Source organism: Flagellimonas chongwuensis (genome assembly GCF_013376415.1).
Classification (GTDB): domain Bacteria; phylum Bacteroidota; class Bacteroidia; order Flavobacteriales; family Flavobacteriaceae; genus Flagellimonas; species Flagellimonas chongwuensis.
The window spans coordinates 137,152-152,298 of sequence record NZ_WYET01000001.1 but is presented as its reverse complement, the minus strand read 5'-3'; the positions used below and the strand labels follow the sequence as shown (position 1 = coordinate 152,298).

Sequence of the window (15,147 nt, the reverse complement as noted above, 5' to 3'; positions counted from 1 at the left end):
CTTTGGTAACTGAACTTAAGGATTCGGAATACTATATTTGAAAAAATCGAAAATATGAAAATAGAACAGATATATACAGGCTGTCTTGCACAAGGTGCCTACTACATAGAGAGCGAAGGGGAAGCGGCGATAATCGACCCATTGCGGGAGATCGACCCCTATTTGAAAACGGCAAAGGAGAGCGGAGCAAAGATCAAATACATTTTTGAGACACACTTCCATGCCGATTTTGTAAGCGGACACCTTACGCTATCCAAAGAAACTGGGGCGCCCATTGTCTACGGCCCAACGGCAGAACCCTCTTTTGATGCCATTATTGCCAAAGACCAGCAGGAGTTTAAACTGGGTAAGATCACCATAGTGGCATTGCATACACCCGGTCATACCATGGAGAGCACTACCTATTTGTTGAGGGACGAAAATGGAAGGGATCATGCCATTTTTAGTGGGGACACCTTGTTCCTTGGAGATGTTGGCCGTCCGGATTTGGCCCAAAAAGCGGCCCATATGACCCAAGAAGAACTGGCGGGGACCTTGTTCGATAGTCTGCGCAACAAGATTATGCCATTGGCAGACGATGTAATCGTTTATCCGGCACATGGTGCTGGTTCCGCGTGCGGAAAAAATATGATGAAGGAAACCGTGGACACCTTGGGCAATCAGAAAAAGATGAACTATGCCCTTAGGGCGGACATGACCCGGGATGAATTTATCGACGAAGTGACCGATGGCTTGTTGCCCCCGCCTCAATACTTCCCGCTCAACGTAAAAATGAACAAAGAGGGTTACGAGGATATCGATAAAGTGTTGGAAAGAGGTACCCGGGCCCTTACACCGGAAGCCTTTGAAGCGGCTGCCAACGAAACAGGAGCCATAGTGCTCGATGTGCGCCATCAAGATGAATTTGCAAAAGGACATGTTCCCAGGTCTATATTTATTGGGTTGGATGGAAGTTTTGCCCCATGGGTGGGAGCATTGGTCGCCGATGTAAAGCAACCGATACTTTTGGTGACTCCCGAAGGTAGGGAAGAAGAGACCATCACTCGATTGTCCCGTGTTGGGTTTGACCACACCTTAGGGTTTTTAAAAGGCGGAATAGAGGCATGGAAGGCAGCTGGAAAAGAAGCGGATACCGTGGACAGCATCAATGCAGAAGAGCTTAAAGAATTGATGGAAGAAAAGGAGGAGGTTCCTGTTTACGATGTCCGAAAGGAATCTGAGTATCAGGCGGAGCATGTGGAAAATGCAAACTTGACACCTTTGGATTACATCAACGACCACTTATCGGAATTTCCGGAAAAAGAGACCTTTTATGTCCATTGCGCGGGAGGATATCGTAGTATGATTGCCTCTTCCATATTAAAAAGTAGGGGAATCCATAACTTAGTGGATGTAGCTGGTGGCTTTGCCGATATTAAAAAGGCTGGAATACCGGTTACGGACTACGTTTGCCCTACAACATTGAAATAAGACAAAACCCACTGGAATTGATTAAAAAAATGGCACTGTGTAACCGTGGTTACTGAACTCGATGGGGTGTATGGTGTACTTTGGTCTCATAAAACAATGGGACTATGTCAATACTAGGTTTTTTGTTCAAAGAACATAACCTTCCCGATGAAATCCAAGTAATGGATAGGGAAGAATATAAGGAAGCCATATCCAGAGGAAAGGTGCAATTAGTGGATATAAGGACCAAGGCGGAGTTTGCTTCTGGTCATATCAAAGGAGCCAAGAACATTGACTTTTTTCAAGGTTCCGCTTTCGAGTCAGCATTTTCCAAGTTAAAGAAAGATGCCCCGGTATTTATTTATTGCCAATCCGGAAACAGAAGCCAAAAGGCGGCGAGACGATTGGTAGAATTGGGCTTCGCCAAAGTCTACGACCTAAGGGGAGGCTATAGAAGCTGGTGCTACTAATCCATTTGCTATGCAAACTACTTTTCAAGTACAAAATCTAAAGTGCGGGGGTTGCGTAAAGACCATTTCCAACAAACTTTCTGAGATAAAAGAAATTAAAAATGTGATTGTGGATAAGGAAAGCTCATCGGTTAGCTTTGACCATCAAGGCGCCGATGTAGCTTCCTTAATTAAAGATGCCCTTAAACGCATGGGATACCCCACCATTGATGATGAGAATGGTTTTGTGGACAAAGCAAAATCGTTTGTAAGTTGCGCGAGCGGAAAGTTGGCTTAGTTAATTGGATGGACATCACCCTTTATCTTTTTTTCTAAAACCTGATACTGATTGACCCCAGAACCCCTTCGGAAGTTTTTCATCACCGGGAAACCCCAACTCTATTTTACCATCGCTTTCGGGAATATAATTTGTTCGGAATAAATAGTCCCAAAGACTCAGGCTAATTCCAAAATTCATTCCATAGCGATGACCCTCGGGAAGATTATAGGCATGGTGGTACAGGTGCATCACAGGATTGTTCAGCACATATTTTAATGGGCCATAGGTCAGTTTAATGTTCGAATGATTAAAGTGTCCGATGGCAATGGCAGCAAAATGGACGATGTAGGCCTGTTCGGGCTCAAACCCTCCGAGGACCATCAATCCCAAAGTTTTTAAGGGTTTGTAGAGAACATTTTCCATCCAATGAAAACGCATGTGAGCTGCGAAGCCCATTTCCTTTACGCTATGGTGCACTTTATGGAACTCCCAAAAAGCGGGGACCCTGTGCAAAAGAATGTGCGTGAACCATTGAACAAAATCGAGCACCACAAAAAACACAACCAACTGAACCCATTGGGGCCAATTGGCAATATCCACGATGGCCAACGTTTTTGAACTGATCCCAATATCTCCAAAGAGTACGGTCAGGACTTTGTACACCCCGTTTATAATGATGGCGAATACAAAGAAATTGAAGAACATATAAAATACATCCAACCAAAAGTCCTTTCTAAAAATGGATTGTTCCTTGCGCCAAGGAAAGAGGATTTCCAGGCCCCACACCAGAATTGAGATAAGAATCAACCCCCAGAAATAATTGGTGTACCAAGGCACATCAAAAATGATGGACCTCCAGGTCCATTGAACCATTCCCAGAAAACCATTAACGAGTGCATCAACGTATTCCATTGCAGCTATTTTAGCTCATACCATTCAATATCCTCCAAATTCTGGCGTCGTCCCTTGTCTGTAGGAGCATAATTTTTTGATAAATAGGTCAAAATCAATTCTTCGTTCGCGCCCAAATCCCAAAGGTTCTGGGTTTCTTGCATCCATTCTATAGTAGCTTTCCATCCTTCCCTGCTCATTCGGTTTTGGGTCACCAATTTTGCGGAATGGCAAGCGGTACAATTTTGTATGGTCGCTTCCATTCCTTTATCATCTATAAATCCGGTGGCAACGTGGACACCATTTTCTACTTTGTCGTAATCATCGGCGGTTTCTTCCAAAGGAATTTCCACAATGTCCGATTGTGGGGTATAGTTAGCCCAATAGTATAACCCACCAAAGATGAAAAGGACCAATATTAGAAAGGACAAGAGGGTTTTGGAAAGCGCGCGTACCTGTTTTTGAAACTGTTTTCCCATCTTATACTATTTTGACCGCAATACGATGGCAGGCATTGTTAAGATAGCCTTTCGGATTCCAGCCAGGAAGTACCATCGGTTGGGCTTTTCCATTAGCATCTGTAGCCCTTCCCCAGACCTCGTAATAGCCTTTTTTGGGAAATGATACAGTCGCATTGAAATGTTGCCAAGCCAAACGGTTAGCTGGTTTTTTAAGGGAACAGTTGTGCCAGGTACTGCCAAAATCGATGGAATATTCCATTTTTGAAACCTCAAGCTCACCCGCCCATGCATGGCCATTAATATTCAATGTTTTCCCCTCTTTGATTAGTGCTCCACTTTTTGGATAGGTTATCAAGGATTTTACCGGCATGGACTCTATGATGCACATATCAGAATCTTCGACCTTGCTGCCCGGAGCAACAGTTTCACAAGGGACTCGGTACGAGGTACCCCCCATTTTTTCGCCATCGTGCACTTTGTTCCGAACACTGATTCGATTCACCCATTTCCCCGATGTGGATGCGGGCCATCCCCCACATACCAATCGCAACGGGTGTCCATGGGCTAAGGGAATAGCCGAACCGTTCATGGCGAAGGCAAGCAAGGTTTCATCTTGCATGGCCTTGGATATGGGAACACCTCTGGAAATAGGTTCCTTTTTTGGGTCACCGCTCAAATGCGTATCTGCGGCATGGTAACCAATGTAAACGGCCTCTGGTTTGATTCCAGCATCCTCAAGAACATCCCGTAGTCTTACTCCCGTCCATTCGGCACAAGATATGGCACCAACGGTCCATTGGTTTCCTTTGGCTGGCGGGTTGAACTCACTTCTACCGTTGCCCCCGCATTCTAGTGTAAGTTGGTAAGTATGGTGCTGAAATTTGCTTTTAAGTTCAGCAAGGGAATAAGTTTTAGCATTCTTTACGGATTCACCATCCAACGTTAACGACCATTTGGAAGTATCGATTCGTTCTGGGATCCGACCATTGTTTCTAATGAACATGAATTTGTTCGGTGTAACATCATCGTTCAGTAGATGGGCTTTGGCTTCCATATTCCAGGGCTTGTCATTTAAAACGACCATTTCCTTGTCCTTGTCGAACATTTTGAAAGGGTCAGGGTCCTGTAACCCCAAGGGCAAGTAATCCTGTGGCATCCTATGTGCAAAAACTATTTCGCTGCCCAAAAAGGTGGCCATGGCTGCCAACGAAATTTTGTGGGAGAAACCTCTTCTGTTCATGTAGGTCAAAATTTAAATGTATCGTAAAAATAGGCAAAGCTATGTAACCGATGTTACCGTAAGGTTGAAAGTGAACATGTAATTTTACGGTAAGGAACTGATTGTCAGAAATAACAAAAAGGTTATTAAGTAAATTGTACGGTAAAATCCAAAACTATCGATTATGAAAAAAAATATGGGCGGTGCGGACCGCACGATTCGGATTCTCTTGGCTCTCGTTGTAGGTGCGCTGTATTATTTTAATGTGATAACAGGAACATTGGCATATGTGCTTTTGGCCTTGGCCGCCATTTTCGTACTAACGAGCTTCATAAGCTTTTGTCCTTTGTATACGGTATTCGGAATTAACACTTGTAAAATTAAACGCTAAGTTTTTTGGTTGGTTGATAATGAAGGCCGCTCCAAAAATTGGAGCGGCTTTTTTATTTAATGGGGTTTTGAAGGTCTTGAGGCTCTCATAATTAGATGGTTGGACTCTGGTTTTATGAGCATTATCATATTTTGACTTGAAAACAGCGATTACATTTGATTCAAACTTAAAACCAATACATTGTGAGATCATTAGTAAACATTCCGTTGGTATCTTGGGAAAATGGCATCTGGATGATAGGGGTCTTCGCCCTCGTTGTCATCGTTTTAGTGGTTGCCGTTCTATCCTTGATGAATAGCGGTAAAAAATAAACAATTTCTAGAATCCCTTTTTGCCAAAATGCTGGCTTTTTAAGTTTGATGCATTAGGTATTTAATTGATAATTAAGGATTAATGGGGCTGGTATCAGCCCCATTTTTACTTTTCTCCCATGGTAACCAATGTTACTGTAGGAACAGCGTTGCCATTCTAATTTTGCCTCAAAACAATACAAATAATGAGGCATATATTCATTTTTATTGCATTTGGTCTAATGCAGGCTGCGATTGCCCAGGAACCTGTGAATATTTCTTTGGAAGAAGTATTGGAAAAGGTGAGGGAGTCCAATGCGAGCATTCAGATTTCCGATCAGGAAGCCAAAATGGCCAAATACGATTATAGATTTTCCAACTCCGTTTTTTTGCCACAGATTTCTGTTTCTCATACGGGAATGGCAACCACAAACCCTTTAATGGCATTTGGGTCCAAACTCAACCAAGGGATTCTGACCCAAGCAGATTTTAATCCGGATCTATTGAACGACCCCGATCAAGTGGAAAACTTTGCCACCGTGGTCTCCGTCCAGCAACCTTTGGTCAATATGGACGGTTTTTATCAGCGCAAGGCTGCCAAAACAACCATGGAGGCCAAAGAGCTTCAAGCCATGAGAACTAGGGATTATTTGGATTTTGAGGCCCAGAAAGCTTATGGCCAATTGCAATTGGCCTATCGTGCCGTGGAAGTCATGCAAAAAGCATACGATGCAGCAACTGCCAACCTGAACATGGCCCAGAACAGTTTTGACCAAGGATTACTTCAAAAAGCAGATTTGTTGGAAGTAAAAGTGAGGGTGACCGAAGTCTCCGATCAGTTGAAAACATCCGAGAGTAATGTGAAAAATGCTTCGGACTACGTGGCTTTTTTAATGAATGAACAAGTAAATGTTCTTTTTGAACCTACCCAAGAATTGTTGCCTGAAAATATCGGGGAAGCGACCGAAGCTTCCTTGGAGAACAGAGCGGATGTTAAAGCTATGGATTTGGTTTCTGAAGCGTACAGAGCAAATATGAAGGCGGATAATATGACCTTTTTGCCCAAGTTGAATGCCTTTGCGAGCTATGAGATGTATGATGATCAGATATTTCAGGCAGATTCCAAAGGATACATTGTTGGGGCAAGTTTGAGCTGGGATGTTTTTAAAGGATCACAACGCTTTGCCAAGGCAGGAAAAAGCAAAACAAACTATGAAAAAGCACAGAAAGAATACGAACAATACGTTGCCAAAAGTACGATGGAGCTTCAACGCACTAAACGAATGGTGGAAGATGCCAAAAGTCGACTCCAGACATCAAAATTGGCTATGGAGCAATCCGAAGAATCATTGAGAATACGTACAAACCGATTTAAAGAGGGATTGGAAAAAACAACCGATTTATTAATGGCCGAAGCTACTTATGCCGAAAAGCAATTGGCCTATTATCAAACCATTTTTGAATACAATCAAGCACAATCCTTACTCACATTTTTAACCAAAGAATAATTGCAACATGAAAAACACTACGATATATAAAAGCATCATTTTAACCGTGTCCTTGATGCTGACCTTAATGGGATGTGGAAGTGACGAAAAAAGGACTGTTGATACTTCTGCCGCGGTGCCAGTAACTGTTGCCGATGTGGACTTGGGCGATAGCTCGACCATTTTGGCAGGAAGTGGTCAAATCAAAGCTGTGAACAGCGCTACCTTGAGTACCCGAATGATGGGCTATGTGGAGTCCTTACCTGTAAAAATAGGTCAGAAAGTAAACAAGGGAGACCTGCTTATTTCCATCAACAATGGAGATTTAAGAGCTAAAAAAGCACAGGTGGAAGCGTCCATTACAGAGGCTACAGTGGCATTCAACAATGCTAAAAAGGACTACGAAAGATTTCAAAACCTATTTGAAGAAAGCAGTGCTTCTCAAAAGGAACTGGATGATATGACTGCTCGTTACGAAATGGCCAAAGCCAGATTGGAGGCAGCAAATCAAATGAAAAACGAAGTGAATTCCCAATTCGCTTATGCCGATATCAGAGCACCATTCAGTGGTGTGGTGACCAACACCTATATCGATGCCGGCGATATGGCCAATCCTGGTGTGCCCTTGGTTTCCGTGGAATCACTAGGAACAGGATTTGAGGTAGAGGCCAAAGTAGCCGAAAACAATATTTCTGCCATTAAAGTAGGAACAACAGCCCAAGTTTTGGTGAAAGCATTGGATACCACAATCACAGGTAAGGTTTCCGAATTGAGTGCTTCGGCTCAAAATACAGGTGGCCAATATGTAATGAAAGTAAGCTTGGATGAAACAGATGCCAAGATTTTGTCAGGTATGTATGCAACCGTTAGGCTAGAGACGGAAAATGAGAGCAATGGAAAAACAGTTGTGACTGTTCCGTCCACAGCCTTGGTGCACAAAGGGCAATTGACAGGAGTTTATACGCTAGGACAAGACAATGTGGCTTTGCTGCGTTGGTTGCGTTTGGGCGAGAATTATGGTGATGAAGTAGAAGTATTATCTGGATTGTCCAAAGGAGATCAATACATCGTATCAGCCGAAGGAAAGCTGTACAATGGAGCTAAAGTAAGCATTCAATAACCCTAAAAAGCTAACAATGAAAGACGGACTAGCAGGAAAAATAGCCAAAGGGTTTATCAGCTCCAAACTAACGGTGCTCTTAATGATCGTGTTCATGGTCATTGGGGTGTACAGTTCATTCCTAATTCCAAGGGAAGAGGAGCCACAGATTGATGTGCCCATGGCGGATATTTTTGTCGGATACCCTGGAGCCAGCCCAACAGAGGTGGAATCCAGGATTACAAAACCACTTGAAAAAATCATATCGAATATAAAAGGCGTAGAATATGTGTACACCACTTCCATGCAAGAGCAGGGGATGGCCATTGTACAGTTCTACGTAGGAGAGGATATCGAAAGATCATTGGTGCGTTTGTACGACGAGATCAACAAGCACATGGATCAAATGCCAAACGGGGTTACCATGCCCTTGGTAAAAACCCGTGCGATTGATGACGTTCCAATGCTCGCCTTAACACTTTGGAGCGATGAGTATGATGATTTTCAGCTACGGGAGATTTCTGGGGAATTGATCAATGAGGTTGAAAAAGTAAACGGGGTTTCCATTACCAAAAAGATTGGTGGAAGAAACCGTCAGCTTCGCGTTGTGGTGGACAAGGATAAAATGGCCGAATCTGGCATCGATATGTTGGCCGTGGCCCAAATGATTCAGGTTAACAACCAACAAATGGATGCTGGGAATTTCCTTTCCAACGATACTGAGTTCCATATCAGCACAGGTAACTTTTTGGAAAGTAAAGAAGATCTGGAAAACCTGATCGTGGGCACCAAACAAAATCAACCTATTTATCTCAAACAGGTAGCAACCGTTTTGGATGGTCCAGAATTGCCAAAAAACTATGTTTCCCTTGGATTTGGAGCTGCAAGCGAGAAATCAGAAACCTTTAGGTCCGAATATCCAGCGGTAACCATTTCCATTGCCAAAAGAAAGGGAGCCGATGCCATGAAGATTGCCGATGTGGTGTTGGAAAAAGTGGACCATTTAAAAACAACTTTGATTCCAGACGAAGTTAAGGTTGAGGTAACCCGTAACTATGGTGAAACTGCTTCACAAAAGGTGTCCGAATTGTTGATGCACTTGATTGGGGCGATCATAGCCGTAACCTTTGTGGTGATGTTGGCCATGGGTTGGAGAGGTGGATTGGTCGTATTCCTTTCCGTACCGATCACTTTCGCTTTGACCTTATTGAGTTATTACATGCTCGATTACACCCTGAACCGAATCACCTTGTTTGCATTGGTTTTTGTAACCGGTATTGTGGTGGACGACTCCATCATTATTGCCGAGAATATGCACCGACACTTTAAAATGAAGCGGTTGCCCTTCAAAGATGCTGCCATCTATGCCATCAACGAGGTAGGTAACCCGACCATCTTGGCCACCTTTACGGTAATCGCATCCGTATTGCCCATGGCATTTGTATCTGGTTTAATGGGGCCTTATATGTCTCCAATGCCCATCGGGGCATCCATTGCAATGTTGTTGTCCTTATTTGTGGCGTTGACCATTACCCCTTATTTGGGATTCATCTTCTTGAAAGAAAAGGATAAAAAGAATAGAAAAGAAAAAGAGGCGGTCGAAATTCAAGACACCTTTATTTATAAAGCCTACGAGCGTTTCGAAAAACCACTGATTGAAAGTAGAAAGAAGCGATGGGTTTTTATTGGCATAACAGTGGTATTGTTATTTGCTTCTGTGGGGATGTTCTTTACCAAATCGGTAGCCGTAAAAATGCTTCCTTTTGATAATAAGAACGAGTTCCAAGTGGTGATTGACCTCCCTGAGGGATCTACTCTGGAACGTACTTCAGCAGTTGCCAAAGAAGTTGGGGCGTATTTGTCCACAAGACCAGAAGTGGTGAACTATCAAACCTATGTGGGAACATCAGCACCAATCACATTTAATGGATTGGTGAGACACTATGACCTACGTGGAGGAAGCAATATGGCCGACATTCAAGTAAACCTTACCGACAAGCAAGACCGAAGTGAGCAAAGTCACGATATCGCCAAGGTGTTGCGACCTAAAATCCAAGAATTGGGTAAAAAGTACAATGCGAACATCAAAATAGTTGAGGTACCACCAGGGCCTCCTGTACTTTCCACCATTGTTGCTGAGGTGTACGGACCCGATTACGACAAGCAGATTGCATTGGCTAATGATGTAAAAGGCATCTTGAACAATACCACCGATGTCGTTGATGTGGATTGGATGGTTGAGGACGACCAAGTGGAGTTTGATTTTGTGGTGGACAAAGAGAAAGCTATGCTTTATGGCGTAACACCCCAGCAAATAGTTCAGGTGATGGCCATGGCTTTCCGTGAGCAGCCCGTTTCCCACATCTATCGCGAAGAAGCATTTGACCAAATCGGGATCGTGTTATCCGTTAGTGAAAAGGATAGATCGAGCTTGGATCAAATCAAACAATTAAAAATAACATCCCAACAAGGAAATATGGTGTCTGTTGGTGACTTGGTAAGCATAAAAGAAGGGACAAAGGCCAAGAGCATCTATAGAAAAAACCAAAAGCGGGTGGTTTATGTGATGTCCGATATGGCAGGTGAACTGGAAAGCCCAGTGTACGCCATTTTGGGCATGACGGATAAGTTAAATCAATTGGAGCTACCTCAAGGCTATTCCATTAACGAGCTCTATATGGAGCAACCCCAGTATGAGGATGACTACACGGTGAAATGGGATGGGGAATGGCAAATAACCCTTGAGGTGTTCCGTGATTTGGGAATCGCATTTCTCGGTGTAATTGTGATCATTTATATGTTGATCGTGGGATGGTTCCAAAACTTTAAGGCGCCAATGGTGATGATGGTGGCCATTCCACTTTCCTTGATTGGAATTGTGTTGGGTCACTGGATGTTGGGCGCATTTTTTACCGCAACCTCCTTTATCGGGATGATTGCCCTAGCGGGAATCATGGTGCGGAACTCGGTATTGCTTATCGACTTCATCAATCTTAGGTTGAATGAGGGAGTTCCCCTAAAGCAAGCCGTAATTGAAGCAGGTGCCGTGCGAACCACGCCTATTTTGTTGACAGCGGGAACCGTTGTTATTGGAGCTTTTGTGATCTTGTTTGACCCTATCTTCCAAGGGTTGGCCATATCACTTATGGGAGGAACCATAGTGTCTACCGTATTGACGCTCTTGGTGGTGCCATTGGTGTATTATATGATTGAACGTAAAAATTACAACTAACATGAAACCGACACTACTAGAAGAATCTTTTGAGATACAGGGCAATGATTCTTTTAGTCGTCAAAGGTTGCATGTGACCCTTGAAAAACAATAAAAATAAGCACATGAAAATGATTATCGTCACCACGGTTGAGGAATATAAAAGCGAGGTTTTTAAACTGTTTAAAAAGGCTGGTGTGGAAAGTTTCAGCGGTTCCGATATCGACGGATACAAAAATGCCGCACCATTAATGTACACCAGCAGTTGGTTTCCTAGTGAAAAGGGTGGTTCCGCATCCGATATGTTCTTCTCCTTTACTGAAGAAGAAAAAGTAACCGAATTGTTCAAACTCATAAAACAATTCAATGAAAATAGCGAGACTACCAATCCTATAAGGGCAGTAGAAATACCCATTGAAAGAACCGTTTAAAATTTAAAAATGAGAAATAGAATCGTGCGAGGAGTAGCAGGAACCTTTATATTGATCAGTTTGATATTGGCCATATATGTGAGTCAAAACTGGCTTTGGTTTACCGCATTTGTCGGTGCCAATTTGTTGCAATCTTCCTTGACCAAATGGTGTTTGCTCGAAGATATCTTGAAAAAGTTTGGGGTGTCCGACGGGGAAAAGGATTGTTGCTAAACCCCTCCTATATTTGATAATTAAAGCATTTTCGTGACATTTGTATAAAACCTCGCGAAAATGCTTTACCAACCTTGGCCCTGGTATGTAGCAGGGCCCCTTATTGCCATCCTTATGGCGCTGCTCATTTTAATGGGCAAACGCTTCGGTATGTCCTCCAACCTAGAGACTTTTTGCTCTATCGGAGGCGCTGGAAAATTCACAGATTACTTCAAAGTAGATATCAAATCCAAACGCTGGAACCTTTTGGTGGTTCTTGGTTCGGTAATTGGCGGATTTTTGGGCGCACATTGGTTGTCACCCAATCCAGCGGTCGATATTTCACCTAAAACCGTAAACAAACTTCAAGAATTGGGATTCAGTAGTGCAGGAAAAGCCTATTTGCCCACGGAATTATTTAGTTTGGAATCGTTGTCCGACCCAAAGGTCTGGATCATCCTTTTGGTTGCAGGGTTTTTGGTGGGCTTCGGAACGCGTTATGCAGGCGGATGTACCTCTGGGCACGCGATTTCGGGCTTGAGTAATTTACAGCGACCTTCACTCATTGCGGTCATCGGATTTTTTATTGGTGGATTGATTATGGTTCACTTATTGTTCCCTTTAATTTTTTAAGCATGAAGAATCTAGTTTATATCATATTAGGGACATTCTTGGGTATTGTATTGTACAAATCTGAAGCAGCATCTTGGTTCAGGATTTATGAAATGTTCCAGTTCGATTCGTTCCACATGTACGGAATAATTGGTTCAGCCTTAGCTGTTGGGATTGTATTGGTACAGTGGATCAAGAAATCAAAAACTAAATCCTTTTTTGGCGAATCCATCCATATTGAGGACAAGGAAAAATCCTTTACCCGATATATCTTGGGAGGAACCCTTTTTGGATTGGGTTGGGCGTTGGCCGGGGCATGTCCTGGACCCATTTATATATTGGTAGGAGCTGGGTATTGGCCTATAGTTATTGTGCTGATAGGAGCGATGTTAGGTGCGTTCGTTTATGGTGTTGTAAGGGGTAAATTACCGCATTAAGGTTGTCTTGACGGTATATTCGGGCCAAACAACGAAAATGAATGGTGCATTGATGGATTGCTTCTAGCTTTGCTCTCCCCAAACTTACGTAATAGTCCCTACATGAAGTTAACAACGTTTATCATAGACGATGACTTGGTGTCGCAATTTGCGACTCGGTACTGCATACAGCAATCCCATGGAAATTTCGATATTGTTACTTGCTCTAGCGGAGAGGAAGGCATACAAGCTTGTTTGAGTTCGATTGAGGAGCATAACAAATTGCCCGATATTATCTTTTTAGACCTAGTTATGGATGGTATGAACGGATGGGATTTTCTGGAAAATCTAAGAAACTTGTTCAAAGGACATCTGCTACCCAGTGTATATGTTCTTTCAGCGTTTACCAATGCAAAGGACCGTGCCATAGCCAAAAAGAACGGTATGATTTCGGGTTATGTGGACAAACCCTTGTCACGTTCCTATCTGGAAAAAATTTTGAAGGAAGAAGAGGCAAGACGAACCTAGATACTTCCCTCGGTCTTTTTGAAGCAAATAGATAGGTGTGTTTGCATAAAATCCATCAAAAACCCTATTTTTGCAGTCCATTTTATGGAATGGCCCCGTAGTTCAATGGATAGAATAGAAGTTTCCTAAACTTTAGATGCAAGTTCGATTCTTGCCGGGGCTACTTTTTGACTTCTTAATGATTCAAAGAATCATTAAATAAATGAAAACCAGACATTTAATATTTTTTGATTTTAATTGAATTACTTTGATTTCGGCTTTTAGAGTTCACAAATCGTCAACATTTTTCAAGTTGCTATTTTAATTTAAGTAATTAAAATTCAGTAATTTAGTTGGAACACTCGATTTGATTTGACTTTCGTCTTCGTCAACGTTTAACAAAAAGAAGACAACTATGAGGTCAAATTTCACTTTTTCCGTCCTGTTTTGGCTTTATTCCGGTAGGTCAAAAAATGGAAAAGCCCCTATTTATGCCAGGATTTCTGTCAATGGTAAAAAACTGAACATTAGTTTAAAGCGGAGAATCCAAATCAATCACTGGGACTCCGAAAGGCAGCGGGTAAAAAATTCTACTATTGATGCCAAATCCATCAACCAATATCTTGATGGGTTCTACTCTGGTTTGTTTCATTCATTCCAACAATTACGAATAGAGGGTAAACATATCACTCCTAAGAGTGTAAAGGCCAGGTTTCTGGATGAGGAAGTGGAGAATCAACATTTTACCATGAAGGACTTAGTGTCCTACCATAATTCCAATATGTTTCCCAAGCTCCACGGAAATACCTCGAGACTCTACCTGACAAGCCAGAAGTATATCTTTTTATTCTTGAAAACAAAATTAAAATTGGAAGACATCAGACTTGATGAACTGAATTATAAGTTTATCCTTGACTTTGAAAATTTTCTTCGCAAGCATAAACCTAATCACTATCAGAAGCAAATTGGTAACAATGCTGTAATGAAGCATATTCAAAGACTGAGGAAAATGGTCTCTCTAGCCTATCGACTGGAGTGGATAGATAAAGACCCGTTTAGGCAGTTTAAACAAAGGTTGACCCCTAAGAACAGAGAATATTTAGGTTCCGAGGAACTTCAAGCGATTGAAGAATTGGAGCTTCAAACCAAGCGATTAAAAACTGTTAGAGATCTTTTTGTATTCAGTTGCTATACCGGTATATGCTATACTGATTTAATGCTTCTGACCGAAGATAACGTAATAATGGGGTTGGATAAAAAATATTGGATAATCACTAAAAGGCAGAAAACCCATAACCCTGTTAAAATACCACTTTTAAAAAAAGCTATGGATTTGATTGAACGGTATAAACAAGATTCCAGATCAGTAATAAATAATACGCTGTTCCCAAGAATATCAAATCAAAAGATGAACGCCTATTTGAAAGAGATTGCAAGTGAAGCAAAAATTAAAAAGAATCTTACATTTCACATGGCAAGGCATACGTTCGCCACGACAGTTACCCTGACCAATGGTGTACCCATAGAAACCATTTCAAAAATGTTGGGACATCGAAAACTTACCACCACCCAGATTTATGCAAAGGTGTTGGAAAGGAAGGTTGGTGAGGATATGGAGATTTTGAGAAGCAAATTAGAAGTAGCAACCGAATCAGATTTAAAGAAGAAAGCGAACCAAGGGTAACGTAGTGTTGCAAGTCCCAATCTTACCCAGACTTTTGCGCTTGGTTCCTATCGAGTTTTTGTAGTGTTCGGGAAGATA

17 protein-coding genes and 1 tRNA gene are annotated in these 15,147 nt (G+C 42.3%); 15 read left to right on the top strand and 3 right to left on the bottom strand.

The window, feature by feature from the left end; genetic code table 11:
- Window positions 1-54: 54 nt before the first annotated feature.
- The 3 genes from GUA46_RS00640 to GUA46_RS00630 all read left to right on the top strand — a co-directional run bounded on the left by GUA46_RS00640 (window position 55) and on the right by GUA46_RS00630 (window position 2,196).
- Window positions 55-1,470: an MBL fold metallo-hydrolase gene (locus GUA46_RS00640; RefSeq protein ID WP_176618882.1), complete on the top strand. Its 1,416-nt coding sequence runs from the start codon at window positions 55-57 to the stop codon at window positions 1,468-1,470.
- Between the two features lie 104 nt (window positions 1,471-1,574).
- Entirely contained in the window at window positions 1,575-1,919 is a 345-nt protein-coding gene (locus tag GUA46_RS00635) for a rhodanese-like domain-containing protein (protein WP_176618881.1), read from the top strand.
- 10 nt (window positions 1,920-1,929) lie between these two features.
- Window positions 1,930-2,196, top strand: a complete 267-nt coding sequence (locus GUA46_RS00630; protein WP_176618880.1) for a heavy-metal-associated domain-containing protein — start codon at window positions 1,930-1,932, stop codon at window positions 2,194-2,196.
- Between the two features lie 15 nt (window positions 2,197-2,211).
- Here GUA46_RS00630 and GUA46_RS00625 read toward each other — a convergent pair whose 3' ends face one another.
- From GUA46_RS00625 to GUA46_RS00615, 3 genes are read right to left on the bottom strand one after another with little or no spacing between them, the layout of a single operon-like run.
- Window positions 2,212-3,090, bottom strand: coding sequence for a sterol desaturase family protein (locus tag GUA46_RS00625; protein WP_176618879.1), 879 nt, complete (start codon window positions 3,088-3,090; stop codon window positions 2,212-2,214).
- Window positions 3,091-3,095: 5 nt separating this feature from the next.
- Entirely contained in the window at window positions 3,096-3,548 is a 453-nt protein-coding gene (locus GUA46_RS00620) for a monoheme cytochrome C (RefSeq protein ID WP_176618878.1), read from the bottom strand.
- Window position 3,549: 1 nt separating this feature from the next.
- Window positions 3,550-4,770 carry a sulfite oxidase gene (locus GUA46_RS00615; protein WP_176618877.1) on the bottom strand — a complete coding sequence of 407 codons (1,221 nt, stop codon included), beginning with the start codon at window positions 4,768-4,770 and terminating at the stop codon, window positions 3,550-3,552.
- A 163-nt stretch (window positions 4,771-4,933) separates the two neighbouring features.
- Between GUA46_RS00615 and GUA46_RS00610 the strand changes: the two genes are divergently transcribed.
- The 12 genes from GUA46_RS00610 (at window position 4,934) to GUA46_RS00560 (ending at window position 15,069) form a co-directional block, all read left to right on the top strand.
- Entirely contained in the window at window positions 4,934-5,140 is a 207-nt protein-coding gene (locus GUA46_RS00610; RefSeq protein ID WP_108245391.1) for a YgaP family membrane protein, read from the top strand.
- A gap of 182 nt (window positions 5,141-5,322) precedes the next feature.
- Entirely contained in the window at window positions 5,323-5,451 is a 129-nt protein-coding gene (locus GUA46_RS16895; RefSeq protein WP_262497841.1) for a hypothetical protein, read from the top strand.
- Between the two features lie 185 nt (window positions 5,452-5,636).
- Window positions 5,637-6,938 (top strand): TolC family protein, encoded by a 1,302-nt coding sequence (locus tag GUA46_RS00605; RefSeq protein WP_176618876.1) that lies wholly within the window; start codon window positions 5,637-5,639, stop codon window positions 6,936-6,938.
- A gap of 7 nt (window positions 6,939-6,945) precedes the next feature.
- Window positions 6,946-8,037 (top strand): efflux RND transporter periplasmic adaptor subunit, encoded by a 1,092-nt coding sequence (locus GUA46_RS00600; protein WP_176618875.1) that lies wholly within the window; start codon window positions 6,946-6,948, stop codon window positions 8,035-8,037.
- A 16-nt stretch (window positions 8,038-8,053) separates the two neighbouring features.
- The gene (locus GUA46_RS00595) at window positions 8,054-11,248 is read left to right on the top strand and encodes an efflux RND transporter permease subunit (RefSeq protein ID WP_176618874.1); all 3,195 of its coding nucleotides are present in this window, start codon (window positions 8,054-8,056) and stop codon (window positions 11,246-11,248) included.
- 104 nt (window positions 11,249-11,352) lie between these two features.
- Window positions 11,353-11,658 (top strand): hypothetical protein, encoded by a 306-nt coding sequence (locus GUA46_RS00590; RefSeq protein ID WP_108245387.1) that lies wholly within the window; start codon window positions 11,353-11,355, stop codon window positions 11,656-11,658.
- Between the two features lie 9 nt (window positions 11,659-11,667).
- Complete coding sequence (locus tag GUA46_RS00585) at window positions 11,668-11,871, top strand: YgaP family membrane protein (protein ID WP_176618873.1); 204 nt, start codon at window positions 11,668-11,670, stop codon at window positions 11,869-11,871.
- A gap of 60 nt (window positions 11,872-11,931) precedes the next feature.
- Window positions 11,932-12,483 carry a YeeE/YedE family protein gene (locus GUA46_RS00580; RefSeq protein WP_176618872.1) on the top strand — a complete coding sequence of 184 codons (552 nt, stop codon included), beginning with the start codon at window positions 11,932-11,934 and terminating at the stop codon, window positions 12,481-12,483.
- A 2-nt stretch (window positions 12,484-12,485) separates the two neighbouring features.
- Window positions 12,486-12,899, top strand: a complete 414-nt coding sequence (locus GUA46_RS00575; RefSeq protein ID WP_176618871.1) for a YeeE/YedE family protein — start codon at window positions 12,486-12,488, stop codon at window positions 12,897-12,899.
- 102 nt (window positions 12,900-13,001) lie between these two features.
- Window positions 13,002-13,406 carry a response regulator gene (locus GUA46_RS00570; protein ID WP_108245383.1) on the top strand — a complete coding sequence of 135 codons (405 nt, stop codon included), beginning with the start codon at window positions 13,002-13,004 and terminating at the stop codon, window positions 13,404-13,406.
- 91 nt (window positions 13,407-13,497) lie between these two features.
- Window positions 13,498-13,569, top strand: a tRNA-Arg gene (locus GUA46_RS00565).
- A 231-nt stretch (window positions 13,570-13,800) separates the two neighbouring features.
- On the top strand, window positions 13,801-15,069 hold the full coding sequence (locus GUA46_RS00560; RefSeq protein WP_176618870.1) for a site-specific integrase: 1,269 nt from the start codon (window positions 13,801-13,803) through the stop codon (window positions 15,067-15,069).
- Window positions 15,070-15,147 lie beyond the last annotated feature (78 nt).